Origin of the sequence: Phytohabitans maris, from assembly GCF_031085175.1 — a bacterium.
In the GTDB taxonomy this organism is placed as follows: Bacteria; Actinomycetota; Actinomycetes; order Mycobacteriales; family Micromonosporaceae; genus Phytohabitans; species Phytohabitans maris.
This window is the reverse complement of record NZ_JAVHUY010000056.1, coordinates 44,016-66,849: the sequence shown is the minus strand read 5'-3', so window position 1 is coordinate 66,849 and position 22,834 is coordinate 44,016. Positions and strand designations below refer to the sequence as shown.

The 22,834-nt window shown below is 72.2% G+C and carries 24 protein-coding genes; 11 read left to right on the top strand and 13 right to left on the bottom strand.

What is annotated here, in order from left to right; translation table 11 throughout:
* Positions 1–533, bottom strand: a 533-nt coding sequence (locus RB614_RS38810; protein ID WP_308717712.1) for a hypothetical protein, incomplete at its 3' end; no start/stop codon positions are given.
* Positions 534–892: 359 nt separating this feature from the next.
* Here RB614_RS38810 and RB614_RS38805 point away from each other — a divergent pair.
* From RB614_RS38805 to RB614_RS38780, 6 genes are read left to right on the top strand one after another with little or no spacing between them, the layout of a single operon-like run.
* Positions 893–1,660, top strand: a complete 768-nt coding sequence (locus RB614_RS38805; RefSeq protein WP_308717711.1) for an N-acyl homoserine lactonase family protein — start codon at positions 893–895, stop codon at positions 1,658–1,660.
* Between the two features lie 2 nt (positions 1,661–1,662).
* Positions 1,663–2,484 carry an SDR family NAD(P)-dependent oxidoreductase gene (locus RB614_RS38800; RefSeq protein WP_308717710.1) on the top strand — a complete coding sequence of 274 codons (822 nt, stop codon included), beginning with the start codon at positions 1,663–1,665 and terminating at the stop codon, positions 2,482–2,484.
* Positions 2,481–3,374, top strand: a complete 894-nt coding sequence (locus tag RB614_RS38795; RefSeq protein ID WP_308717709.1) for an NAD(P)-dependent oxidoreductase — start codon at positions 2,481–2,483, stop codon at positions 3,372–3,374. The genes RB614_RS38800 and RB614_RS38795 overlap by 4 nt, the downstream gene beginning before the upstream one ends.
* Entirely contained in the window at positions 3,374–3,751 is a 378-nt protein-coding gene (locus RB614_RS38790; RefSeq protein WP_308717708.1) for a cupin domain-containing protein, read from the top strand. The genes RB614_RS38795 and RB614_RS38790 overlap by 1 nt, the downstream gene beginning before the upstream one ends.
* Positions 3,748–4,644 carry an NAD(P)-dependent oxidoreductase gene (locus tag RB614_RS38785; protein WP_308717707.1) on the top strand — a complete coding sequence of 299 codons (897 nt, stop codon included), beginning with the start codon at positions 3,748–3,750 and terminating at the stop codon, positions 4,642–4,644. Before RB614_RS38790 ends, RB614_RS38785 begins: the two co-directional genes overlap by 4 nt.
* Entirely contained in the window at positions 4,638–5,393 is a 756-nt protein-coding gene (locus RB614_RS38780; RefSeq protein WP_308717706.1) for a carboxymuconolactone decarboxylase family protein, read from the top strand. Before RB614_RS38785 ends, RB614_RS38780 begins: the two co-directional genes overlap by 7 nt.
* A 5-nt stretch (positions 5,394–5,398) precedes the next feature.
* On the opposite strand, the gene RB614_RS38775 is transcribed toward RB614_RS38780, so the two are convergent.
* The 3 genes from RB614_RS38775 to RB614_RS38765 all read right to left on the bottom strand — a co-directional run bounded on the left by RB614_RS38775 (position 5,399) and on the right by RB614_RS38765 (position 8,264).
* Entirely contained in the window at positions 5,399–7,081 is a 1,683-nt protein-coding gene (locus tag RB614_RS38775; RefSeq protein WP_308717705.1) for a thiamine pyrophosphate-binding protein, read from the bottom strand.
* Complete coding sequence (locus RB614_RS38770; RefSeq protein ID WP_308717704.1) at positions 7,078–7,503, bottom strand: carboxymuconolactone decarboxylase family protein; 426 nt, start codon at positions 7,501–7,503, stop codon at positions 7,078–7,080. Before RB614_RS38770 ends, RB614_RS38775 begins: the two co-directional genes overlap by 4 nt.
* Positions 7,504–7,586: 83 nt before the next feature.
* Positions 7,587–8,264: a GntR family transcriptional regulator gene (locus RB614_RS38765; protein WP_308717703.1), complete on the bottom strand. Its 678-nt coding sequence runs from the start codon at positions 8,262–8,264 to the stop codon at positions 7,587–7,589.
* A gap of 162 nt (positions 8,265–8,426) precedes the next feature.
* Here RB614_RS38765 and RB614_RS38760 point away from each other — a divergent pair, with 162 nt between their 5' ends.
* The 3 genes from RB614_RS38760 to RB614_RS38750 are packed head-to-tail and all read left to right on the top strand — an operon-like array spanning position 8,427 to position 11,599.
* A complete protein-coding gene (locus RB614_RS38760) occupies positions 8,427–9,203 on the top strand; it encodes an HpcH/HpaI aldolase family protein (RefSeq protein WP_308717702.1) in 777 nt (258 codons plus the stop codon).
* A 21-nt stretch (positions 9,204–9,224) separates the two neighbouring features.
* On the top strand, positions 9,225–10,142 hold the full coding sequence (locus RB614_RS38755; RefSeq protein WP_308717701.1) for a cupin domain-containing protein: 918 nt from the start codon (positions 9,225–9,227) through the stop codon (positions 10,140–10,142).
* Positions 10,139–11,599 (top strand): flavin-containing monooxygenase, encoded by a 1,461-nt coding sequence (locus tag RB614_RS38750; RefSeq protein ID WP_308717700.1) that lies wholly within the window; start codon positions 10,139–10,141, stop codon positions 11,597–11,599. Before RB614_RS38755 ends, RB614_RS38750 begins: the two co-directional genes overlap by 4 nt.
* Before the next feature lie 926 nt (positions 11,600–12,525).
* Here the strand turns inward: RB614_RS38750 and RB614_RS38745 are convergent.
* The 3 genes from RB614_RS38745 to RB614_RS38735 are packed head-to-tail and all read right to left on the bottom strand — an operon-like array spanning position 12,526 to position 14,872.
* Complete coding sequence (locus RB614_RS38745) at positions 12,526–13,371, bottom strand: N-acyl homoserine lactonase family protein (RefSeq protein ID WP_308717699.1); 846 nt, start codon at positions 13,369–13,371, stop codon at positions 12,526–12,528.
* On the bottom strand, positions 13,368–13,940 hold the full coding sequence (locus RB614_RS38740) for a carboxymuconolactone decarboxylase family protein (RefSeq protein WP_308717698.1): 573 nt from the start codon (positions 13,938–13,940) through the stop codon (positions 13,368–13,370). Before RB614_RS38740 ends, RB614_RS38745 begins: the two co-directional genes overlap by 4 nt.
* Positions 13,937–14,872, bottom strand: a complete 936-nt coding sequence (locus RB614_RS38735) for a DUF6282 family protein (RefSeq protein ID WP_308717697.1) — start codon at positions 14,870–14,872, stop codon at positions 13,937–13,939. Before RB614_RS38735 ends, RB614_RS38740 begins: the two co-directional genes overlap by 4 nt.
* Positions 14,873–14,967: 95 nt before the next feature.
* Between RB614_RS38735 and RB614_RS38730 the strand changes: the two genes are divergently transcribed.
* Both RB614_RS38730 and RB614_RS38725 read left to right on the top strand, forming a co-directional pair.
* Positions 14,968–15,513: a flavoprotein gene (locus RB614_RS38730; RefSeq protein WP_308717696.1), complete on the top strand. Its 546-nt coding sequence runs from the start codon at positions 14,968–14,970 to the stop codon at positions 15,511–15,513.
* A 17-nt stretch (positions 15,514–15,530) separates the two neighbouring features.
* Entirely contained in the window at positions 15,531–16,262 is a 732-nt protein-coding gene (locus RB614_RS38725; protein ID WP_308717695.1) for an SDR family NAD(P)-dependent oxidoreductase, read from the top strand.
* 11 nt (positions 16,263–16,273) lie between these two features.
* Here the strand turns inward: RB614_RS38725 and RB614_RS38720 are convergent, their stop codons facing one another.
* The 6 genes from RB614_RS38720 to RB614_RS38695 form a co-directional block, all read right to left on the bottom strand.
* Positions 16,274–17,215, bottom strand: coding sequence for a DUF6282 family protein (locus tag RB614_RS38720; protein ID WP_308717694.1), 942 nt, complete (start codon positions 17,213–17,215; stop codon positions 16,274–16,276).
* A gap of 45 nt (positions 17,216–17,260) precedes the next feature.
* Complete coding sequence (locus tag RB614_RS38715; protein ID WP_308717693.1) at positions 17,261–18,382, bottom strand: ABC transporter ATP-binding protein; 1,122 nt, start codon at positions 18,380–18,382, stop codon at positions 17,261–17,263.
* Entirely contained in the window at positions 18,379–20,094 is a 1,716-nt protein-coding gene (locus RB614_RS38710) for an ABC transporter permease subunit (protein WP_308717692.1), read from the bottom strand. Before RB614_RS38710 ends, RB614_RS38715 begins: the two co-directional genes overlap by 4 nt.
* A gap of 5 nt (positions 20,095–20,099) precedes the next feature.
* On the bottom strand, positions 20,100–21,149 hold the full coding sequence (locus tag RB614_RS38705) for an extracellular solute-binding protein (RefSeq protein ID WP_308717691.1): 1,050 nt from the start codon (positions 21,147–21,149) through the stop codon (positions 20,100–20,102).
* 118 nt (positions 21,150–21,267) lie between these two features.
* Complete coding sequence (locus tag RB614_RS38700) at positions 21,268–22,011, bottom strand: IclR family transcriptional regulator (RefSeq protein WP_308717690.1); 744 nt, start codon at positions 22,009–22,011, stop codon at positions 21,268–21,270.
* Between the two features lie 311 nt (positions 22,012–22,322).
* Positions 22,323–22,760 carry a hypothetical protein gene (locus RB614_RS38695; RefSeq protein WP_308717689.1) on the bottom strand — a complete coding sequence of 146 codons (438 nt, stop codon included), beginning with the start codon at positions 22,758–22,760 and terminating at the stop codon, positions 22,323–22,325.
* Between the last annotated feature and the right edge of the window lie 74 nt (positions 22,761–22,834).

Sequence of the window (22,834 nt, the reverse complement as noted above, 5' to 3'; positions counted from 1 at the left end):
GCGAGCACGACCAGCACGATGGCGTAGACCAGGTGGTAGTCCATGAACGGGTTGGTCGACCCGGACGCCTCACCAGCGGCGGTGTACCGGTCCGGGGGAAACTCCGCGGCCCACATCATCAACATGATCAGACCACCGGCGGCGGCCGAGACCCGCAGACCGATCCCCGCGATCAACGCCAACCCGACCGCGGCCATCCCGACCATGAACAGGGCATCCACCCACCACAGCCCGGCCAGATCATGCGAGACCGACTGGAACGGCCCCACCTGCACGTGGGACAGGAACCCGTTGGTCGGCGAGCCACCGTTGATCCAGGCCCGCTCACCCGGGGTGGAAAACCCCAGACCAAACGTCTTGTCCAAGAACGCCCACAGGAACACAAACCCGGTACCCACCCGCAACACCGCCAAAGCACGGGCAGCGGTCGTGGTGAGCATGTGCCCAGGAGCCTCAGCAGTCTCAAGAGCATGGGCCGGCACCTTCACCGGACCACTGTTGGTGGTGGTCATCGCCGCCTCCGGAAGCCTCATCGCGCCTTCGTTTCGTTGACACCCACAGCCTCACCCGAACCGAAGATCAGCACCTGAGCCGGAACTCCCCACCTCCACAGGACCAAAGTCACCGGAGGCCCGGGACCGACGCCCGGGTTGTCCTGACGATTGTTGCGCTGGGAGAGAGGCGATCTCGTCTGCTGCGGTACGATGCCAGGTGGCGGCGCGGACGGTCCATCCGCAAACACGGCCGCGCCGCCTTCAAAGCCGCACTCGCGGCGCCCGTGGTGCGCAGTCCTACGTCCAGGCCGAGAAGGTCACCCGCCCCCCTCGGGATGACAAGATTGTATGACTGACCTACAATTCTCGGACCGGAGAGCAGCGAGGATGGTGGGGCCGTGGCGGAGGTACTCGCGGTGCGGTACGGCACGCGCGCGACCCGCAAGAGCGAGGTGTTCCTGCACTTCGACACGTACGGCGAAGCCGACGCCGACCTCGCCATGGACTACTTCTTCTGGGTCGTCCGCTCCGGTGGCCGGACCACGCTCGTCGACTGCGGCTTCAACGAGGCCAGCGGCGGCCGCCGGAAGCGGACCATGCTCTGCCCGCCCGAGCTGGCGCTCTCCCGGCTCGGCGTCGACCCGGCCACGGTGACCACGGTCGTGCTGACCCACGGCCACTACGACCACATCGGCAATCTGGGCGCCTTCCCGGACGCCGAGTTCGTGATGTCCCGCCGGGAGTACGACTTCTGGACCGGCCCGATGGGGGCCAAGCCGCTCTTCGCGGTCTCCGCCGAGGCCGATGACGTGGCGGCCCTGCGCGCGGCGCACGGCGCGGGCCGCGTCCGGTTCGTCCGCGACCGCACCGACCTGCCCGGCGGCGTCGAGCTGGTCGAGGTCGGCGGGCACACCCCCGGCCAGCTCGTCGTGGTGGTCGGGGATGTCGTCATCGCCTCCGACGCCCTGCACTACTACGAGGAGCTCGACGCGGACCGGCCGTTCGTCCACGTCGCCGACCTGCCCGCGATGTACACGGGGTTCCAGCTGCTGCGCGAGTACGGCGGGACGCACCGCCTGGTCGCCGGGCACGACCCCGAGGTGATGCGGCGGTTCCCGGTCGTCGGCGAGGGCCTGGCCGCACGGATCGGCGTGGAGGGGTGGTAGGCATGCGCGGGCTCGCGGGCAAGGTGGCGGTGGTGACCGGCGCGGCCGGCGGCATCGGGGCGGCCACCGCGCGGCGGCTCGCCGCCGAGGGAGCGCACGTCGTCGCGGTGGACACCGCGGTCGCGGAGCCGGCTCCGGCCGGCGCGGTGTGGGTCCGCGCCGACGTCTCCACGGAGGAGGGTGTGGCGGCGTACATGGAGGTGGCCGTCGACCGGTTCGGCCGGGTCGACCTGCACCACCTCAACGCCGGCATCCCCGGTTCGTTCGCCACGCTGCCGGAGCTGACCGTGGCCGAGTTCGACCGGGTCATGGGCGTCAACGTGCGCGGCGTCTTCCTCGGCGTCCGGGCCGCCTTCCGCCAGTACGCCCACCAGGACGGCGGCGGGAGCATCGTGATCACCGGCTCGATCGGCAGCCTGCGCGGCAGCGCCGACCTGCTGGCGTACCAGACCTCCAAGCACGCGGTGCTCGGCATCCTGCACGGCGCCGCGATGTACGGCGGGCCGCTCGGCGTACGGGTCAACGCGGTCGCGCCGGGCATCGTGCCGACCGACCTGTTCGCCGCGACGCCCGAGGCGGTCGGCGGCAAGGACGACATGGTGCGGCGGGCCAGCAGCACCCCGCTGCGCCGGGCCGGCACCGGCGACGACGTCGCGGGCGTGGTGGCGTTCCTGCTCAGCGACGAAGCCGCGTACATGACCGGCGAGGTGGTGTCGGTCGACGGCGGTGCCAGCATCGTGAGCACGGTACGGCCGTCCGGTGGCGCCGGCGCCTGGGACTTCGCCGCCTACGACCGCGCGCTGTACGGAAGGGACGTCTCATGAGGGTGGGATTCATCGGGCTGGGCAACATGGGCGGGCGCATGACGCGCCGGCTCGTGGACGCCGGCACACCGGTACTGGGCTACGACACCGACCCCGGGCGGGCGGCCGCGGCGGGTGCCACGCCGGCCGGCGGCGTACGGGCGGTGGTGGAGCAGAGCGACGTGGTCCTGCTCTCGCTGCCGGACAGCCCGGTCGTCGAGCGGGTGGTGCTCGGCGCCGGCGGCGTACTGGAGTCCGGCCGGGCCGGCCAGATCGTCGCCGACCTCAGCACCGCGGCACCCGCCTCGACCGTCCGGATCCACGAGGCGCTCGCCGGCATCGGTGTGGCGTACCTCGACGCGGGCATCTCCGGCGGCGCGGCGGCCGCGGAGCGGGGCACGCTCACCATCATGGTCGGCGGCTCGCCGGAGGCACTCTCCACGGTGGAACCGGTCTTCGCCGCCTTCGCCAGCACCGTCGTCCACATGGGACAGCCGGGGGCCGGGCACACGACGAAGGTGCTCAACAACTTCCTCAACGCGATCAGCCTCGCCGCGACCGCCGAGGTGATGGTGGCGGCGAAGCGGGCCGGCCTCGACCTGGCCCAGGTGCTCGACGTCCTCAACGCCAGCAGCGGCGTCAACTTCGCCACGCTCAACCGGTTCCCGCACATCGTCAAGGGCGACTACCTGGAGGGCGGGCTCACCAACGCGCTGATGACCAAGGACGTCACGCTGTACGTCGACTGCCTCGCCCGGCTCGGCGTGCCCTCGCTGTCGGCGTCCGGGCCGCTCGCCGCGTTCGGGCTCGCCAACAACCTCGGGTACGCCGACCAGATCAGCAACCGCGTGGTCGACGCGATCGGAGACGTCGCCGGCGGGGTCCGGCTGCACACGGTGGAGGAGCGCTGATGGAGATCGTTCGCGGAAACGCCGACCGGCTGCCGTCCGAGCGGCGCACGGCCACGTTCACCGGTACGGTGTTCGCCGACCCGCTGCGGTCCGGGCCGGACGTCACGATCGCGAGCGTCTTCTTCGCGCCCGGCTCCCGGACCTACTGGCACACCCACGAGCAGGGCCAGATCCTGGTCGTCACGGCCGGCGCCGGGCTGATCTGCCCGGCCGGCGGGGTACCGCGGGCGCTGCACCCGGGCGACACCGTGTGGGTGCCGCCCGGCGAGACGCACTGGCACGGCGGCGGCCCGGAGACGTACCTGGTGCACCTGGCGATCTCGCTGGGCCAGACCGCGTGGCGCGACGCGGTGACCGACGAGGAGTACCAGGCATGATCGGCTTCGTCGGGCTCGGCAACATGGGCGGGCCGATGGCGCGGCGGCTCGTCGCGGCCGGCCACGACCTCTGCGTGTACGACGTCGCGCCGGCCGCCCGCGAGCGCTTCGCCGGCAGCGCGACCGTCGCCGGCACGGTGACGGACGTGTCCACTTCGGACACCGTGCTGCTCATGCTGCCGGACTCCGCGGTCGTCGAACGGGTCCTGCTCGGCGACGGCCTCCTCGACCGGCTCGCCCCGGGCACGCTGCTGGTCGACATGAGCTCCTCCGACCCCAACCGCACCCGCGCGCTCGCCGCCACCGCCGCCGAGCGCGGCGTCACGCTGGTGGACGCACCGGTCTCCGGCGGCGTCTCCGGCGCCCAGGCCGGCACGCTGACCATCATGGTGGGCGGACCCGCGGCGGCGTTCACGAAGCTGGGTCCGTTTTTCGCCGTGCTCGGCGCGAACGTGGTGCACGCCGGCGAGGTGGTCGGCGCCGGCCACGCCGTCAAGGCGCTCAACAACCTGATGTCCGCCGCCCACCTCATGGTCGCCTCGGAGGCGCTGCTGGCCGGGCAGGCGTTCGGGCTCGACCCGCGGGTGATGCTCGACATCGTCAACGCCTCCAGCGGCCGCAGCGGCTCGACCGAGACCAAGTGGCCGAAGTTCGTGCTGCCCGGCACCTACGACTCCGGCTTCGGCCTGCGCCTGATGCTCAAGGACATGGGCATCGCCCTGGGCCTGCAGGAGTCGACCGGCACGCCGGCCGCGGTCTCCGCCGCCGCGGTGGCGGCCTGGGCGGACGCGGCCGAGGCGCTGCCCCCGGACGCCGACCACACCGAGGTCGCCGCCTGGCTGGCGGCGCGGACGAAGACCGACGGACACCGACAAGGGAGTGGCCCGTGCTGACCGCCGAACAGCAGCAGATCAAGGACGAGTTCATCGCGGTCCGCTCCACCTGGAGCGACACCTGGGAACGGATCCTCGAGCTCGACCCCGCCTTCCTGCGCGCGTACCTGAACTGGTCGGCCGTACCCTGGCGCAAGAACCACCTCGACCCGAAGGTCAAGGAGTTCGTCTACATCGCCGTCGACGCGGCCGCCACCCACATGTACACGCCCGGCGTCCGCCAGCACGTCCGCGCCGCCCTCGCCTTCGGCGCCACCGCGGCCGAGCTGATGGAGGTGCTGGAGCTGACCAGCACGCTGGGCATCCACGCCTGCAACATCGGCATCCCGCTGCTCATCGAGGTGCTGGAGGAGGAGGGGCTGCGCACCGGCCCGGCACCGCTGTCCGACCGGCAGGAGCGGCTCAAGGCCGAGTTCACCAAGAACCGCGGGTACTGGCACGAGTTCTGGGACGGCCTGCTGGAGCTCGACCCCGAACTGTTCGAGGCGTACGTCGAGTTCTCCTCCGTACCCTGGAAGACCGGCGTCCTGGAGCCGAAGGTCAAGGAGTTCGTCTACATCGCCTTCGACGCCGCGGCCACCCACCTGTACGCGCCCGGACTGAAACTCCACATGCGCAACGCCATCCGCCTCGGCGCCACCACCGAGGAGATCGTCGAGGTGCTGGAGATCGCCAGCGTCATCGGCATCCACGCCGCCACCACCGCCGTCCCCATCCTCGCCGAGGAGCTGTCCCGCACCCCCGACTGAAGAGGTCACCGGCTGACCGGCAGGGGAGCGACCACGCCGATGTCGGTGTGGACGTCGACCACGACCGGACGGCCGGCGGAGAGTGCGCGGTCGAGCGCGCCCGCGAGGTCGCCGGGACGGTCGACGCGGATGCCGAGGGCGCCCATCTCCCGCGCGACGCGGGCGAAGTCCACGTCCTGGTAGGTCCAGAGCTCGCGGGAGCGGTCGGTGGCCTGGCCGCCGTACGCCCGGTCGAAGCCGCGCTTGCTCTGGTTGCCGCCGTGGTTGTTGTTGACGACGGTGACGAGGTTGACCCGGCGGCGGACGGCGGTCTCGACCTCGCCGAGGTGGTAGTAGAAGCCGGCGTCGCCGGTGAACGCCACCACCGGCCGGTCGGGCGCGCCGCACTTGGCGCCGATGCCGGCGGAGAACGCCCAACCGAGGTGGCCGGCGGTGCGCAGGTAGCTCTGCGCCGGCGCGGTGATGTCGTGGAACTGGGCCATCCACATGCCGGCGTGCCCGGTGTCGACCACGAGCACGGCGTCGGCCGGGAGGGCGGCGGTCAGCTCGGCGCAGAGGCGTTCGGGGCGGATGGGCACGGCATCGCTGGTGAGCACCTCGCGGTAACGGGCCCGCCAGGCCGCCTTCGCGTCGTCCACTTCGGAGAGCCACGCCGTGCGGTCCGGCCGTCCATGATGGACGGCGAGGGCGAGCATGCGGGCGAGCGCGGCCTTGGCGTCGGCGGCGACGGCGGCCCGCAGCGGGTAGTTGCGGCCGAGCCGGGAGGGCTCGATGTCGATCTGGACCGCGGGCGTGCCGATCGGCGGTACCGCCCAGAAGTGCGTGGTCATGCCGCCGGTCGCGGTGCCGACGAAGCAGACCAGGTCGGCGCGGGCCACCACCTGGTTGGCGCATTCGCGCGAGTACGAGCCGACCACGCCGGCCGAGAGCGGATGGGTACCGGGGATGGTGTCCTTGCCGTTCGCGGAGGTCGCCACCGGGACGCGCAGCGCCTCGGCCAGCGCGACGAGCTCGGCACCGGCGCCGGAGGCGCGTACGCCGCCACCGGCCACGATGACCGGCCGCTCCGCCTCGGCCAGCAGCCGCAGCACCGCCGCGACACTCTCGTCGTCGGGAGCCGGGCGGACCGGTGGCACCCGGGCGAAGGCCGGCTCCACGATCGGCTCGGCGTCGGTCTCCTCCGCGTCGAGCTGCCCCTCGTTGCCCTGGATCTGCAGGTGTACCGGGCCGGGGGAGCCGGTGGTGGCCACCCGGAACGCGTGCCGGAGCATGTCGGGAAACCGGCCGGCGTCGTCGACCGTGCCGTTGAACTTGGTCACCGGCTCGAACGCGGGCAGGTCGTCGATCTCCTGGTACACGTGGCGGAACTTGGTCGCCGGCAACCGGCCGCCGGTCAGCGCGACGACGGGGGAGCCGGCCAGGAAGGGTTCGCGGAGGCCGGCGGCGAGGTTCAGCGCGCCGACCACCTGGGCCGCCGCGACACCGGGCCGGCCGGTCACCCGGGCGTAGCCGTCGGCCATGTAGGCGGCGGCCTTCTCGCCGTGCGTGACCACCCGGTGGATGTGCGGGTGGCGCAGTTCGAGCTCGGCCAGGGTGCGGCGGAGGATCGCCGGCACCAGGAAGACGTGGGTGACGCCGTAGCCGTCGAGCATGTCCGCGACGACCCGGGCACCGGTGCGGCGGCTCACGCGGTGGTGACCCCGACCGGTTCACCGTCGACGGCCGCCTCCTGGCGCACCTGCTCGATGACCCGCTCGGCGAGGCGGAACGACTCCAGGGCCGCCGGCGCCCCGCAGTACGCGGCGGTCTGCAGCAGGACCTCCTGGATCTCGGCCTGGGTGCAGCCGTTGCGGAGGGCGCCGCGCACGTGCACCGAGAACTCGTGTGGACGGTTGAGCGCGGTCAGCATCGCGAGGTTGAGCAGGCTGCGGGTGCGCCGGTCGAGCCCGGGCCGGGACCAGACGTCGCCCCAGCAGCTCGCCGTCACGTACTCCTGCACCACCCGGGTGAAGTCGGTGGCCTGTGCCATCGAGCGATCCACGTGTGAATCGCCGAGCACCTCGCGCCGGACCCGGATGCCGCGATCGAGTCGGCTCTCGTCATCACTCATGGACCGCTCCCATCCCATCTCAATGTCCGACCATCATACAATCCGACAGGCCGGGCGGAAGGGGCTCGCGGTGAGGTGGAGGGCTACGCCCCGTCCTGCTCGGAGAGGGCGATCAGCCCGGCGCGGCCGGCCTCCTCGACGTGCCGGGCGCAGGCCGCGGCCGCGGCGTCGGCGTCGCCCGCCTGGACGGCGTCGACGATCGCGCGCAGCTCCTTGGTGCTGTGCTCGAGGCGGCCCGGCACCGACAGCGACAGCGACCGCAGCACGCTCACCCGCGCGTGCAGGCTGCCGACGACCGACCGGAGCGCGTCGTTGCCGCCGCCCTCGAACAGCACGTCGTAGAAGGCGTCCTTGGCCGCCAGGACCGGCGAACCCTTGGCGGTCAAGCGCTCGATCCGCTCCAGCGCGCGGACCAGCGCCTTGCGCTGCACCGGGCTGGCGTGCTCGACGAAGAGCCGGCCGGCGAGCGCCTCCAGCACCGAGCGGACCTGGTAGAGCTGGCGCGCCTCCTCGGCGCTGACGCTCGTGACGACGGTGCCCCGGTTGGGGATCGCGGTGACCAGCCCCTCGGCGGCGAGCTCGCGCAGCGCCTCGCGGACGCTGGTGCGGGAGACGCCGGTGAGCTCCACCAGCTCGCGCTCGATCAGGCGCTGCCCCGGCGCGAGGCGGCGGTCGAGGATCGCCTGCCGCAGGTTTTCCACCACCTGCGAGCGGATGAGAGCCGGGGTCCGCTCGACACGCAACGCATTGACTCGTGTCACCGCCGCCCTCCCTTGTCCACACGCTCATGTGACCGGTTGTGCCTGACATCGTACCCAGCGGAGGCCGGCCGGCCGACAGCCGCGTCGGGGCGCCGCCAGGTTGTTCCAGATCGTATGACGATGCTACAATCTTGCGGACCAAAACCCCTCGTGAGGAGCGTCATGAGCGCGGTGGAAAAGCCCCGTTCGGGGTTCGCTCGACGGCTGGCGGAGGCGGACCGGTGCCTGGTCGGCACCTGGGTGAAGATCCCCGCGCTGGCGCCGGTGGAGATCCTGGCCGACGCCGGGTTCGACTTCGTCGTGATCGACCAGGAGCACGCGCCGCTGACGTTCGACTTCGCCTACCAGGCGACGGTGGTCGCGCAGGGCGCCGGCATGTCGGTCCTGGTCCGCGTCCCCGACCGCAGCGGCGCCTACCTCCAGCGGCTGCTCGACACCGGCGTCGACGGCATCCTGGTGCCGCGGGTGACCTCCGCCGCCGAGGCGGCCGCGGCCGTGCGGCAGATGCTCTTCTCGCCCGGCGGCGACCGGGGCATGGGCATCACCTCCCGCGCCGGCCGGTGGGGCGGCACCCCGCGCGCGGAGTACCTGCGCTTCGGCGACGAGGACGTCATGCGCGCCGTCCAGCTGGAAGACCGGTCCGCGATCGAGGCGGTCGAGGAGATCCTCGCCGTCGACGGGCTCAACGGCGTCTTCCTCGGCATGGGCGACCTCCAGCTCTCCTCCGGCCTGCCGGAGTCCGACCCCGTGCTGCAGAAGCTCGTCGACACGCTGCTGGGCGCCGCCGGGGAGCGCGGGGTGCCGGCCGGCACCGCCGTGCAGACCCCCGCGCAGGCGCGGGCGGCCGCCGACCGCGGCTACCGGTACGTGATGGTCAGCAACGACACCAGCCTGCTGAGGTCCGCCGCGGCGTCCGTCGTCGCCGGCATCGGCGGCTGACTCTCCGAAGGGGACCACCAGATGGCGTACGACTCCACCGACCTGCGCTCCACCCTGCCGTCGAGCACGGCGACCGCGACCGCGCCGGCACCGGAGCGGTTCTCCGGCTCCGAGCACGTCAAGTTTCGCGACCTGGCGCCGGCGGAGAAGACCGGGGAGGTGTCGACCTGGTACGCCCGCGGGCAGAACTTCGTGGTCGGATACTCCGAAGTGGACGGTACGGCCACGTTCAGCCGCACCGGGCAGCCTGACGAGTACGTGGTGCTGCTCGCCGACGACGCGCTCGCCGCCCGGGTCGAGGCGCCCGGCGAGGAGGTGGCCGCGAGCGGCCGTACGATGCTCGTGGTCCCGCCCGGCGACAGCACGGTGACCGTCACCGGGCAGGGTCGCGTGCTGCGGCTGCTGACCACCCGCTCGGACGACGTCGCCGCGCTCGCCGCGAACGCCGGCTCCTACGCCGAGCCGCACGAGAACATCCCGCCCTTCCGGCCCTGGCCCGAGCCGGTCGGCGGCTACCGCGTGCGCAGCTACGACCTGACCGTGCCGCCGCTGTCCAACCCGCCGTTCCGGCTGTACCGGTGCACCACCTTCATGGTCAACTTCATCGACGCCAAGCAGGGCCCGCGCGACCCGGCCAAGCTCTCGCCGCACAAGCACGACGACTTCGAGCAGTGCTCGATCGTGCTGGCGGGGGAGTACGTGCACCACATCCGCTGGCCGTGGACCACCAACCGGGCCCACTGGCGCGAAGACGAGCACGAGACCGTCCTCGCCCCGGCCGTCACCGTGATCCCGCCGCCGTCCCTGCACACCAGCGAGGCGGTCGGCGCCGGCACCAACCACCTCATCGACGTCTTCTCGCCGCCGCGGTTCGACTTCTCCGCCATGGAGGGCTGGGTCTTCAACGCCGACGACTACCCGGCCCCGGCCGGCCGATGAGCCGCGACGGCACGCCCATCCGGGTCGCCATCATCGGCGCCGGCCTGGGCGGGATCGCGGCCGCGGTCAAGCTCCGGCGCACCCCGGCCACGTTCGTCATCTTCGAGCAGTCGGCCGGGATCGGCGGCACGTGGTTCGACAACCGCTACCCCGGCTGCGAGGTCGACGTGCACTCGCACGCCTACTCGTTCTCCTTCCTCAAGTACGACTGGCCACGCACCCACGCCACCCAGCCGGAGCTGCTGGCCTACGCCGAGCACGTGGTCGAGCGCTTCGGGCTCGCCCCGCACATCCGCCTGAACACCCGGGTCACCGACCTGGTCTGGGAGGAGTCGAGCAACCGCTACGTACTGTCCACAGAGCACGGTGACAGCGCCGAGTTCGACGTCGTCGTCTCCGCGCTCGGCCTGCTCAACGTGCCGCGCTACCCCGAGTGGCCCGGGCTGGACACCTTCGCCGGCCCGTGCTTCCACACCTCCCGCTGGGAGGAGCACGACCTCACCGGCAAGTCGGTGGCGGTGGTCGGCACCGGGTCGACCGCCGTACAGGTCGTGCCCGCGATCGCCCCCACCGCCGGCCAGGTCTACGTCTTCCAGCGCGAGCCGGGCTGGATCGAGCCGAAGCACGAGCGGGAGTTCACCCCGCGCGAGCGCTGGTGGTACCGGAACGTGCCACTCGCCCAGCGCGCCCACCGGGCCTGGGTCTTCCACCAGGGCAACCGGCGGTTCAAGGGGTACGACGCCGGCTCCCGCCGCCAGCGACGGATGCGCGAGATCTGCCACCGGTTCATCGCCGGCAGCATCGACGACCCGGCCACCCGCGCGGCCGTGACGCCCGACTACCCGTGGGGCTGCAAGCGGCCGGTCATCTCCTCGACGTTCTACCCGTCGCTCAACCGCGACAACGTCGAGCTCGTGCCGCACGCCGTGACCCGGGTGACCCCGACCGGCGTGGTCGACGCGACCGGCACCGCCCGCGAGATCGACGTGCTCGTCCTGAGCACCGGCTTCCAGCCGACCAGGTTTCTCGCCAGCATCGACGTCAAAGGCCGCGACGGCCGCAGCATCCACGACGCCTGGCGCGAACGTGCCAGCGCCTTCATGGGCATCACCGTGCCCGGCTTTCCCAACTTCTTCATCCTCTACGGCCCCAACACCAACGGTGGCGTCTCCATCATCGCCCAGCTGGAACGGCAGGCCGAGGTCGTCGCCGGCGCCGTGCGCCGCCTGGCCCGAAGCCGCCGGCGCAGCATCGACACCTCACCCGCCGCCGCCCGCCGCTTCGTCGCCTGGGTCGACCGCAAGCTCGCCACCAGCGCCTCGGCCATGGAGTCCGGCTGCCACAACTACTACCACGACCCCGCCGGCCACAACGTGACCCAATGGCCCGGCGGCCACCTCGCCTACGCCCTGGCCACCCGCCTCCTCGCCCGCTGGGGACTGCGGACCCGCGCCTGAGCCGCCCCGGGTCCGCGTGTGGCGCCCGGCCCGCGGCCCACTCGCGCCGTGGACCCGCCAAATCGCGGGCTACCGCGATGCCCGCCGTGGTCTGGACCCAATGGCACGCACCGTGACTTGATCATGAAGGTAGGCCGCCCATGTGGCAGCCTTGAGCAGGTGGGTGGGGGTGGCGTTGGGCCGGACCGCGCTCGCGAAACGCGCGTTTCGTGGTCCCGCGGTCTCGCCCTGCACGGTTGGCATATCCGCCCCGCAGGCGTCGCCTTGCTCTCGATGGTTGTGGATCTAGAACGCTTAGGGCGGATATAGAGCCCTAAACGTTCTAGATCGGCTTCGGATCTGCTCCTGGGACGGTCCCATGAGTGGTGTCTGGCTGTACCTCCAGCTACGGCCAGGTACCACGATCCGCACGGGCGACCCGACCCCGATACCGATCAAGGGACGCACCCGATCTCGACTCCCGAGCTCACTGCTCAACAGCGGACCGTCCCCGCAGGCCGCGGTACCAATCCGCCCGCCCGGGGGGCAGCTTGGCTGGTCGCGTGGGCGGGGTGGTCTGGGAGGCGGCTGTGTGGTTGGGCGCTTGAGGGGCTGGCGTCGGCGGGGCAGCTTGAGAGGCGGGCGTGTGAGTGGGTGGTTTGAGCGGCGGGTGCGCGTGGGTGGGGCGGTAGGGCGAGGGGGCGTGGGCTAATGGCTTGTCGCGCGGGGCTCGCAGCGGCGGCCGGGGGGCTCGGCGAGCGCCAGCTCGCCGCCGGCCGGCGCGGTGCCCGCGGGAGCGTGCGGTCCGCAGCTGAGGCGGACCGGGGCACGTCTGTCTTTGGGGTCTTGGTCGGGTCTTGCGGATCGGGCCGGCGGCCGCCGGCCCGCGGCGGGCGGCCCGCGGCGGGCGGTGCGCGGTGGGCGGTGGGCGGTGGGCGGTGGGCGGGCTAGCGCAGGATGCTGGGGTGGCCGGCGGCGAGCGAGATCTCGGCGACGTGAAGGTCACCGTCCACTGGGGACGAGGGGAAGCGGTCCCAGACGGCGGCCTCGTGGAAGGGGAGGACTCGGCGGGTGTCGCCGCCGACGCTGGTCAGGAGGGCGTCGGCGAAGTCGAGCCAGGCGGTGGCGCTGCCGGTGGTCATCGCGATCGGGGCGAGGACGCCGTCGTGGCGGATGCCTTCGAGGTTTTCGTAGCTGTACACGTTGTCGCCGGCGAATACCCACGTCCCGTCCGCGTCGTTGGTGACCGCGACCAGCTGCGAGCCGGCGGTGTGGGTGTCGTGGGCGGGGCGCAGCTCGACGCCGGGGGCCACCTCGGCGGTGCCGTCGACCAGCGTCGCCGGGCGCGCGGCCAGCCGCTCCGGCAGGTCGGCCTGGCAGGACCGGGTCAGGAACTCGAACCGGGCGGGGCGGGCGGCGGCGGCCTGGTAGCACTCGATCTCGCGCCGCTGGATCCAGACGTGCGCGGCGGGAAACGCGTCGACGCAGCCGGCGTGGTCGAAGTGGTTGTGGGTCAACAGGATCGTGTCGACATCCTCGGCGGCGACCCCCACCCGGGCGAGCACGTCGACCGGGGCGCGCCAGCGCGTGCGCCCGTACTTGGCGGTGAGCCGCTCGTACGTGGCCGGGTCGGCGAAGCCGGTGTCCACCAGCACGCAGCGTTCCGCCGAGCGCAGCAGCCCGAAGCAGTACGGCATCCGCCGGTGCCCCTCGTTCGGCTGGGCGGCGAAGAGGTTGCTGGCCGGAAACCGGTCGACGAAGCCGTACTCGAGGATCCAGATGGACCAGTTCACGGCTCGACCGCCGCCGGCCGGACGTCGAAGACGGCGAGCTGCAACGCGACCATCGTGTAGTAGCCGACGATCGTGACCAGCTCGAACAGCCCCGCCTCGCCGAGGATGCCGGCCGCGTCGCGAAACTCGCCGTCGTCCAGCGTGCCGCGGTCGAGGATCCGCCGCGTGGTACGGAACGCGCAAGCCTCCACATCGGACATCCCGGCCGGCTCCTTCCCCTCGGCCAGCGCCGCCAGGTCGGCCTCGGTCAGCCCGGCGGCCGCTCCGGCGCGCTCGTGCGCGTACAGCTCGAAGGCGCTGCGGTGGTGGTGGCCGACGAGCAGGATCGCGATCTCGCAGGCGCGGGCGGGCAGCCGCGAGCCGAACCGGACCGCCCCGCCGATCTTCTGCAGGGCGTGGCCGAAGGTGGGGCTGAGGATCCAGACCGCGGGCGGCCCCTGCAGCCTGCCCTCCGCGTCGACGAGCCGGAACGGGCTGTCCGGCGCGGCCCGCGGCCCGGTGGCGTACCAGTCGTACAGCGCCCGCTGCTCGTCGGTCATCTCCGCGGGGTCGACGCCGTCCACTCTCATGCCGGTACTCCTAGAAACGCGCGCGGGTTGGTGGCCACCATCGTGGCGATCTGCTCGGCGGTCCAGCCGAGGTAGGCGAGCTGCTCGACGAACATGCGCAGGCACTCCGGCTCGGGCGGCACCCAGCGGGAGAAGACGTCGGTGGTGAGGATCGCCCGCTCCGGCCCGACCGCGGCCAGTGCCTCGTGGACGTCCCGGATCGTCAGGTGCCCGTCCGGGTGCACCAGTGGCGCGTTGGCGAACTCCACGTACGCCCCCATGTCGACGAACTCGCGCAGCTCCACCGGGTCCCTCGTGTAGTGCAGCGGATGGGTGACGAGGAGCCGCTGCCCGATCTGGGCGCAGTACGCGGCGACCGCGCGGCTCTCCGCGAGCGAGGCGTGGCCGGTGGCGAGCGCGAGGCCGAGCGCGTGGCAGGCGTCGACCACCGCGCGGGCCCGGCCGCAGAGGGCTCCGGAGGGCTCGCGGAGCGCGATCGCCCTGCGGGCGTGGTAGTCGGCGAAGGCGGGCGAGACGCGCCGCAGCAGCATCGCGATGTAGCCGTCGCGCTCGGCGTCGGCGGCGGCGCCCCAGGTCGGCAGGAACACCACCCGCGCGCCGTGCGCGGCGGCGAGCTCGACCACGCTCGGCTCCAGGCCGCCGACCGGCGGGTTGAGGGTGATGCTGCCGTACACCGCGAACCCGGTCTCCGCCATCGCCCGCTGGAGGTGGCTGGCACGGTCCATCGTGGACCACAGGTGCGACTTGAGGACCCAGCCGGAGAGGCCGTACGCGTGCGCCAGCCGTGCCACGTCGAGGTCGGCGCCGCGGTTGGCCAGCGCGGCGGACAGGTCGGGCTGGCCGTGGACGTGTACGTCGATCGCGCCGCGCAGCAGCCGGTCGAACCCCTCCGGCAGCGCCGCCGGGAGCAGGTCGCGCGTCGGTTCGGTCATCGGCACCTCGTCCGCCCCGGCCGGGCTCTCGTTGACACAAGTTGTATGACGATTCTACAATCCTCGCAGCCTTCGAGGTCAACAGGGGGGACGGTATGGCAAACCCTCCTGCCGTCACGGCCGTGGTCTGCGCGGCGGCCCCGGCTCCACGGGCGCACCGGCTGGTCGACCTGGCCCGGGCCCGCGGATGGGCGGTCGAGGTGGTCGCCACGCCGGCGGCGGTGGCCTTCCTGGACCTGCCGGCGTTCGAGGCGCTCGCCGGCGGCCCGGTGCGCGTCGTGCACCGGCCGGCGCCGGTCCGCCCGGCGCCGCCGGACGCGGTCGTGGTCGCGCCGGCCACCTACAACACCGTCTGCAAGCTGGCGCTCGGCGTCAGCGACAACTACGCCCTGGGTAGCGTCGCCGAGGCCATCGGGCGCGGCCTCCCCGTCGCGGTGCTGCCGTTCGTGCACTCGGCCTTCGCGGCCCGCGCGCCGTTCCGCGCGGCGGTGGAGTCGCTGCGCGCCGAGGGCGTCCGGGTCGTCTTCGGTCCGGGGCGGTGGCAGCCGCACCCGCCCGGGACCGGCGATGGGCGGGTCGACTCGTTTCCGTGGGCCGCCGCGCTGGACGCGGCCGGAGTGGTGGCACGAGGGTCCAGCTAGGCGAAGGAGATGAGGACATGGAGCTGACCGCCGTCGTGACCGGCGCGGCCCGGGGCATCGGGCGCAGCGTGGTGGAGCGGCTGCGGGCCGCCGGGTACCGGGTCGTCGCGGTCGACGTCTCACCCGCGGTGGCCGACCTGGCCGAGAGCGGCTGGGTGGTGCCGATGGCCGCCGACGTCACCGCCGACCCGACGCCGGCCGCCGCGATCGGCCGGGCGACGGGCGAGTTCGGCCGGCTCGACCTGCTGGTCAACAACGCCGCCCGGTTTCTGCGCCGGCCCATCCTGGACACTAGCGACGGCGACTTCGACGCGCTCTTCGCGGTCAACGTGCGGCCGGTGTTCCGGTTCACCCGCGCGGCCCTGCCGGCGCTGACCGAGACCCGTGGCTGCGTCGTCAACACCGCCTCGATCTCCGGGCTGATCGGCGTGCCCAACCAGAGCGTGTACGCGATGACGAAGGGCGCCATCGTCCAGCTGACCCGCCAGCTCGCGATCGAGTACGCCGCCCGTGGCGTACGGGTCAACGCGGTCGCGCCGGGCGCGGTCGACACCGGGTTCATGGACGAGGCGCGGGCGGCCGACCCGGATCCCGCCGCGAGCCTGGCGGTCACGCTGGGCAACCACCCGATCGGGCGCATGTCCACGCCCGACGAGGTGGCCCGCGCGATCGTCTTCCTCGCCGCGCCCGAGTCGGCCGGCATCACCGGTACGATCCTGAGCGTCGACGGCGGCTACGTCGCCCGCTGAGCGGTGCGGCGTCACTTCAGGAGCAGCCCCGCCGCGTTCGTCCCGACCAGCCGCCGGATGTCCTCCTCGGCCACGCCGGCGTCGAGCAGCCCGCGGGCGGCCCGGCGGTAGAGGGTCACCGGCAGCGGGTTGTTCTTCTGCCCCGAGTCCGAGGAGATGACCGTCCGCTCGACGCCGACCGCTTTGATGAACGAGAGCAGCTCGCCCAGGTCCCGCCGGCGTTCCGGGTGGCCGAAGTACATGACCGCGCAGTGTTCGATGTGGACGCCCTGCCGCGCCCAGGCCGCCGCCTGCTCCACCGAGGCGCCGACCACGAAGCACGGGTGGTTGACCAGGATGCGCCGGACACCCGCCGCCAGCGCGGCGTCGATCAGCGCCTGCGACTCGGTGACGCCCAGGTGGCCGCAGGTCAGCACGGCGTCCTCGGCCGCGATGACGGAGAGGATGTCGCGCACCTCGGGGAGCACCGCGCCCCGCTCGTCGAGGATCGAGATGATCTCGTTGGTGCGCAGGTCCACCTCGGCCGTGGGGAAGCCGGTGTCGTGCTGCTCGTGGTGGTGCACATGGGCGGCGGAGGAGAGCGTGGGAAACCACACCATCCGGCCGCCCATCCGCAGGGCGAGCTCCACCGCGTACGGGTTCAGGCCGCCGACGGTGCGGTTGAGCGCGATCCCGCCGTACACCTCGGTCGGCAGCTCCGCCAGGCCGGCCGTCCGCAGGGCCAGGATGTCGGTGACCATGCTGTGGTGGTGGGACTTGGCCACGATCGCCCGGAAGCCCGCCCCGGCGGCGTCGCGGGCCGCGTCGAGGATGCTCATCCGGCGGGGGAACGGGCTCGGGCCGGGGTGCTGGTGCAGGTCTACCGCGCCGACGAGGAGCCGGTCCGCCTCCTCGTCGGGCACCTTCCGGTCGGTGTCCGCCTCGGGGTCGAAGGGGTAGCTGTCCACGGTCATGCTGACTTCCTCACGCTCGGTTTCCTCCGGTCGTACGGTGTGCGTTCACTCGGATACCAGGACCTGGTCCTCGGGGCGCCAGTGGGCGACCACCGCGGCGCCCGGGTCGACGGCCGCCGGGGCGCCGACCGGCAGCACCGCACAGCCGACCGCCCCGTCGCCGTAGGCCAGCTCGATCCGGTAGTAGGTGCCGTAGAACGAGACGTCGGTGACCACCGCGGGCGCGGCGTTGCGGCCGGGCGGCACGGACTCCTCGTCGAGGGCGACGCCCACCCGCTCCGGCCGTACGACCAGCGCCCGCTCCTCGGCGCCGTACCGCTGCTCGGTGACCGTCCACTTGCGATCGTGCCACTCGTAGACGTCCGTCCCCCGGTAGCGGCCGGCGAAGACGTTGGACTCGCCCAGGAACCGCGCGACGAACTGGTTCGCCGGCCGGTGGTAGAGGTCGGCGGGAGTGCCGACCGAGACGATCCGGCCGCGGTCGAAGATGGCGATCCGGTCGGAGAGCGTCATCGCCTCGTCCTGGTCGTGCGTGACGAACACGAACGTGAGCCCCAGCTCCTTGTGCAGCCGCTTGATCTCCCGCTGGAGCGACTGCCGGAGCTTGCGGTCCAGGGCGCTGAGCGGCTCGTCGAGCAGCAGCACGCTGGGGGAGAAGACCACGGCGCGGGCCAGCGCCACCCGCTGCTGCTGGCCGCCGGAGAGCTCGTGCGGGCGGCGGTTTTCCATGCCGCCCAGGTCGACCAGGTCCAGCGCCTCGCCCACCAGCCGCGTTGTCTCCACTGTGGACACCTTCCGCTCGCGGAGCGGGAAGGCCACGTTCTGCGCCACGGTCAGGTGCGGGAAGAGCGCGTAGTTCTGGAAGACCATGCCGAAGTTGCGCTTGTGCGGCGGCATCCGGGAGATGTCCCGGCCGCCCAGCCGGATGCGCCCCGAGGTCGGCTCGGTGAACCCGACGATCATGTTGAGCGTCGTGGTCTTGCCCGAGCCGCTGGGGCCCAGCAGGGTGATGAACTCGCCCGGCTCGATGTCGAGGCTGATGTCGTCGACCGCGGGCGGCTCGCCGTTCCCGTACCGCTTGCTGAGGTCCACCAGCTCGACCCGGCCGCCGCTGGCGCTGATCGACGTCGCCTCCGGCGCCGCTGGCCGGGCTATCGAGGTTTTCACCGGGTACCTCCCTTGCCGCGTCGCGCGCCGGCGACCTGGGCGAGCAGGATGGGGACACTGACCAGCACGACCATCAGGCTCGACGCGGCGGAGATCGTCGGGTCGATCTGTACGGTGACGCTGTTGAACATCTGGACCGGGAGCGTGATCGCCCCCGGCGCCTGCAGGAACAGGGCGATGACGACCTCGTCCAGCGACGTCACGAAGGCCAGGACGGCGCCGGAGAGGATGCCCGGCATGACGAGGGGCAGGGTCACCCGGCGGAACACCGAGACCGGGCTCGCGCCGAGGCTCGCCGCCACGCTGCTCAGCCGCCGGTCCATCCCCTGCAGCCGGGCGGTGACCGCGATGACCACGAACGGTACGGCCAGCGCGGTGTGGGCCAGGATGATGCCGATGAGCGTGCCGTTGAGGCCCAGCCGCAGGAACGCGGAGAAGACCACCAGGGCGACGAGGATGTGCGGGACGATCATCGGCGAGAGCAGGAACCCGTTGAGGGCGCCGCGTGCGCGCGGGCGCAGCCGCGTCAGGCCGAACGCCGCGGTGGTGCCGAGCACCGTCGCGAACAGCGCGGTGAAGATCCCCACCTGGAGCGAGTTGAGGATCGCGGCGATCCACTCCGGCGAGGTGAACAGCTCCCGGTACCAGCGCAACGACCAGCCGTCCGGCGGAAACCGGAAGGTCTGCGCGGACGAGAAGCTCATCGGGATGACCACGAGCGTCGGCGCGGCGAGCAGGATCGCGACGACCGTGGTGTGCGCCTTGAGCCACGGCCGGACGTTCGAGGACCGCTCCCCGCTGGCGCGGGTGCGCGCCGGCTGGCCGCCGGCGGCGACGGCCGCGACGTTCCGCCCCGCGACGCGGCGGCTGAGGCCGAGCACGACGAGCGTGACCGCGAGCAGGAACATGCCCATCGCGCCGGCGCCGCCGAAGTCGAGCAGCTCCTTGGTACGCACGTTGATCACCTGGGCGATCATCGCGGTCCGGGTGGAGCCGAGCAGGGCCGGCGTGACGTAGAAGCCGAGCGCCAGCACGAAGACCAGGGACATGCCGGCGACCACGCCCGGGGTGGACAGCGGCAGGTAGATCCGGCGGAACGCGCGGGTCCGCGGCGCGCCGAGGCTCTGCCCGGCCGCCAGCAGCCGCCCGTCGATCTGCTCCATCGCGCTGTACATCGGCAGCACCAGGAACGGCAGGAGCACCTGGGTCATCGAGATGGCGACCGCGAGCGTGGTGCCCAGCAGCGTGACGTCGCCCAGCCCGAACGGGCGCAGCATGTCCTGGATCACCCCGCCGTCCTGCATGAGGACCATCCAGGCGAAGTTGCGCGCCAGCATGCTCGTCCAGAACGGGATGAGCACGACGGTCACCAGTACGGCCCGCATCGTCGGGCCGACCAGGGTCATGGCGTACGCGTACGGGTAGGCCAGCAGCACCCCCACCACGGAGACCACGAGCGCGACGAGCAGCGTCCTGCTCAGCACCCGGATCGTGTACCCGTCGGTGAACAGCGAGCTGTAGTTGCCCAGGCCGGTGGAGGGCTCGGTGAAGCTGTCGACGACGATGCTCGCCAGGGGCACCACGAAGAGGACCACCAGGGCGACCAGCGAGGGGAGCAGGAGCAGCCACCCGCTGGCGTACGCCCTGCCGACCCAGGCCGGCGCGGGGCGCCCCGTGGTGGGCGCCCCGGCCGTGGCTGTCGGCGCGGACATGCTCGTCAGCCAACCTTCCAGCTCGTCCAGCGCTTGACCAGCGCGTCGGTGTTGTCGATCCACCACTGCTTGTCCTGCTCGACGGTGGTACCGCGGTCCGGCAGGAAGGCGTTGAACTTCTTCTGCTGGTCGGTGTACCCGATCGAGTCGAGGTCGACCTCGGGCCGGGCCGGCGCCGTGCCGGTCAGCCTGGCGTACGCGGCGGCCTGCTCGGGCTCGGTGACGAACGCGAGCATCTCCTGGGCGAGCTGCTTGTGCGGCGCGCCCTTCGGGATGACCAGCACGCCGATGTCGGTCGTGTTGAAGTCCCAGACCGGCACCAGGTTGGCGCCGCTCTGCGCCGAGACGATGGTCCGCGCGGTCACGGTGAGGACCATGCTGGCCTGCTTGTCCACCAGCATCTGCTGGATCGCGCCGTAGCTGGAGGCGAAGACCAGCGAGCCCTTGATGGTGTCGATCTTCTTGAACGCCCGGTCGAGGTCGAGGGGGTAGACCTTGTCGGGCGCCACCCCGTCGGCGACCAGCGCGGCCTCGAAGAGCCCGGCCTTCGGGTAGTCGTAGACGACCCGCTTGCCCGGGAACCGCTTCACGTCGAAGAAGTCCTGGATCCTGGTGGGCTTCGCCCCGGGGTACATGTCGGCGTTGTAGCTGAAGATGTTGGCGTACCGGTAGGTCGGCACGAAGCAGTCGCCGGTCGTCCCCGGCGGAAACTTGCTCCGGTCCAGGGCCGGGTCGTCCAGCTTCTCGAAGAGCTCGCCGCAGTACGCGCCGGCGTAGATCCAGCTCATGTTCGCCAGGTCCCAGATGGTCTTTCCGGACGACACCATCGTGCGCACCTGCGCCTGCTCGGCCGGGCTGATGTTGGTGAACGTGGTGCCGGTCTTCGTGGTGAAGGGCTCCTGCAGCGCCTTCTTCTCGTCTTCCTGGAACTGGCCGCCGGTGCTGGCCCAGGTCAGCGTCTTGTCGGTGGAGCCGCCGGAGTCGCCGCCCACGCCGCAGGCCGAGATCAGCAGGGCACCGACCGTCATCACTGTGAAGAAGCGGTATCTCTTCATCTCTATCGCCTTTTCTCGGATCGCTCACTCACGCGCATGGTGAATCCGGGACGGTGGCCGCCGCCGGTGCCGTCCCGCCTGCCCGCTCCGGCTTGGCACCGGAGCGCTCCGGCCCGCGTCAGTCCACTCCGCCGTCGAGCGGACTGACCATGCGCCGGCTGATCGTCTCGGCGCCCGCCAGCAGGGCGCGCGCCACCGGGCTGTCGATCTCCTCCGGTACGAACTGTGCGATGTCGACGACGGCGAGCGTCGCGACCACCTGTCCGGCCGGGTTGCGCACCGCGGTCGCCACGGCGCTGACCCCCTCGCGGGGGCTCTTGCGGAAGGCGATCCCGGTCCGGCGTACCTCCGCGAGCTCCGCCTCGGTCGCGTTCACCGGTGGTGCGCCCTCGCGGAACCGGTAGAACGACTGGTCCCGGAAGGCCCAGAAGACCACCGACTGGGCGGCGTTCGGCCCGAGCTGGCTGCCGACCGTGATCGACACGTGTGCCGTACGGCTGCTGTCCTCGCGCACCTGCGCCACCACGGCACAGGTGCCGTTCCACACGCTGAGCACGACCGTGTGCCGGATGCTCACACTGATCTGCTCCATCACCGGCCGGGCCAGCGCGAGCACCCCGAGCCGGGACAGGGCCATCGTGCCCAGCTCGGCGAGGAGGACCCCGAACTCGTACCGGTTGCGGTCGCGGCGCTGCAACAGGCCGTGGTTTTCCATCGAGGCGAGGTACCGGTGAGCGGTCGACTTGCCGACGCCCAGCTCCTCGGCGGCCGAGACCAGGTCGATCGTCTCGTTGGCCGCGAGCAGCCGGAGCAGCTGGACGACCCGGGCCACCACCTGGAGGTCCCCGCTGGCGATCTCCATGCGCGCCCCTCCTTCGCCTGTCCGGTGCCGTCCCTCATTCCGGGGCGGCCATCCGACTATCCGGTACAGGGGAATCTAGGTGCTGCATCCCGAGGCATGTCAAGGGTCCGGAGATATTTCCGCCTTACTTCTCGAAAGTTAAATCTCGGGGATGCGCCAGGGTGCCCCTGAGTGCCATGATTGTATGATTGCCCTACAATCCTTGGCTAGGGTTCGACGGGCTGGAGATGCGCGAAGTGGCCGGCGAGGTGGTGCCGGCCACCGGGTTCGGAGCCAGGGTGTGGTGGTACGGGTGACGCGGGTCGACGCGGTCAGGACGGCGGGCGCGGCGGCAGCTCGTCGTCGCCCGGGTGGGAGGCCGGCGCCGGCGGCGGGAACGCCGCCGGTCCGGGGGCCGAGGGCCACTCGGCCGGCGGCGGGTCGGCCGCTGCCGGGGTGGAGGCGGGCGGCGCGGACGGTTCGGGGGCGGGCGCCTCTGGCGCGGGCGGCAGTGTCGCGGCGGCCGGCCGCGGGCGCCACACCCGCTGCCCGGCCGGCAGCAGGCCGCGGAAGTCGAACTGGCAGGTGGTACACACCCGCAGCGCCGTCTCACCGCGCCGGTCGCCGCAGCGCCGGCAGTACGTCACGACCGTCTCGTCGGCGTCCATGCCCTGGCAGCGCGGGCAGGCGAACCGCGGCCCCTGGCGCCGCATCTGCACCAGCCGCCCGGCCAGCACGTACGGCGTGACCACCGCGCTGAGCCCGGACATGAGGTCGCGGGTGCGCCGGGTCCGCTCCTAGTCGCTCCAGCCCGAGTCAGTGCTCACTGCTTGTCTCTCCACAT

What these genes read in the sequence shown, in the direction of transcription:
- RB614_RS38725 (WP_308717695.1), top strand. Translation starts at nt 15,531, where the DNA reads ATGGAGCTGACCGCCGTCGTGACCGGCGCGGCCCGGGGCATCGGGCGC.
- RB614_RS38700 (WP_308717690.1), bottom strand. Translation starts at nt 22,011, where the DNA reads ATGGAGATCGCCAGCGGGGACCTCCAGGTGGTGGCCCGGGTCGTCCAG.
- RB614_RS38790 (WP_308717708.1), top strand. Translation starts at nt 3,374, where the DNA reads ATGGAGATCGTTCGCGGAAACGCCGACCGGCTGCCGTCCGAGCGGCGC.
- RB614_RS38800 (WP_308717710.1), top strand. Translation starts at nt 1,663, where the DNA reads ATGCGCGGGCTCGCGGGCAAGGTGGCGGTGGTGACCGGCGCGGCCGGC.
- RB614_RS38730 (WP_308717696.1), top strand. Translation starts at nt 14,968, where the DNA reads ATGGCAAACCCTCCTGCCGTCACGGCCGTGGTCTGCGCGGCGGCCCCG.
- RB614_RS38705 (WP_308717691.1), bottom strand. Translation starts at nt 21,149, where the DNA reads ATGAAGAGATACCGCTTCTTCACAGTGATGACGGTCGGTGCCCTGCTG.
- RB614_RS38760 (WP_308717702.1), top strand. Translation starts at nt 8,427, where the DNA reads ATGAGCGCGGTGGAAAAGCCCCGTTCGGGGTTCGCTCGACGGCTGGCG.
- RB614_RS38740 (WP_308717698.1), bottom strand. Translation starts at nt 13,940, where the DNA reads ATGAGAGTGGACGGCGTCGACCCCGCGGAGATGACCGACGAGCAGCGG.
- RB614_RS38735 (WP_308717697.1), bottom strand. Translation starts at nt 14,872, where the DNA reads ATGACCGAACCGACGCGCGACCTGCTCCCGGCGGCGCTGCCGGAGGGG.
- RB614_RS38755 (WP_308717701.1), top strand. Translation starts at nt 9,225, where the DNA reads ATGGCGTACGACTCCACCGACCTGCGCTCCACCCTGCCGTCGAGCACG.
- RB614_RS38720 (WP_308717694.1), bottom strand. Translation starts at nt 17,215, where the DNA reads ATGACCGTGGACAGCTACCCCTTCGACCCCGAGGCGGACACCGACCGG.
- RB614_RS38695 (WP_308717689.1), bottom strand. Translation starts at nt 22,760, where the DNA reads ATGTCCGGGCTCAGCGCGGTGGTCACGCCGTACGTGCTGGCCGGGCGG.
- RB614_RS38750 (WP_308717700.1), top strand. Translation starts at nt 10,139, where the DNA reads ATGAGCCGCGACGGCACGCCCATCCGGGTCGCCATCATCGGCGCCGGC.
- RB614_RS38770 (WP_308717704.1), bottom strand. Translation starts at nt 7,503, where the DNA reads ATGAGTGATGACGAGAGCCGACTCGATCGCGGCATCCGGGTCCGGCGC.
- RB614_RS38785 (WP_308717707.1), top strand. Translation starts at nt 3,748, where the DNA reads ATGATCGGCTTCGTCGGGCTCGGCAACATGGGCGGGCCGATGGCGCGG.
- RB614_RS38710 (WP_308717692.1), bottom strand. Translation starts at nt 20,094, where the DNA reads ATGTCCGCGCCGACAGCCACGGCCGGGGCGCCCACCACGGGGCGCCCC.
- RB614_RS38795 (WP_308717709.1), top strand. Translation starts at nt 2,481, where the DNA reads ATGAGGGTGGGATTCATCGGGCTGGGCAACATGGGCGGGCGCATGACG.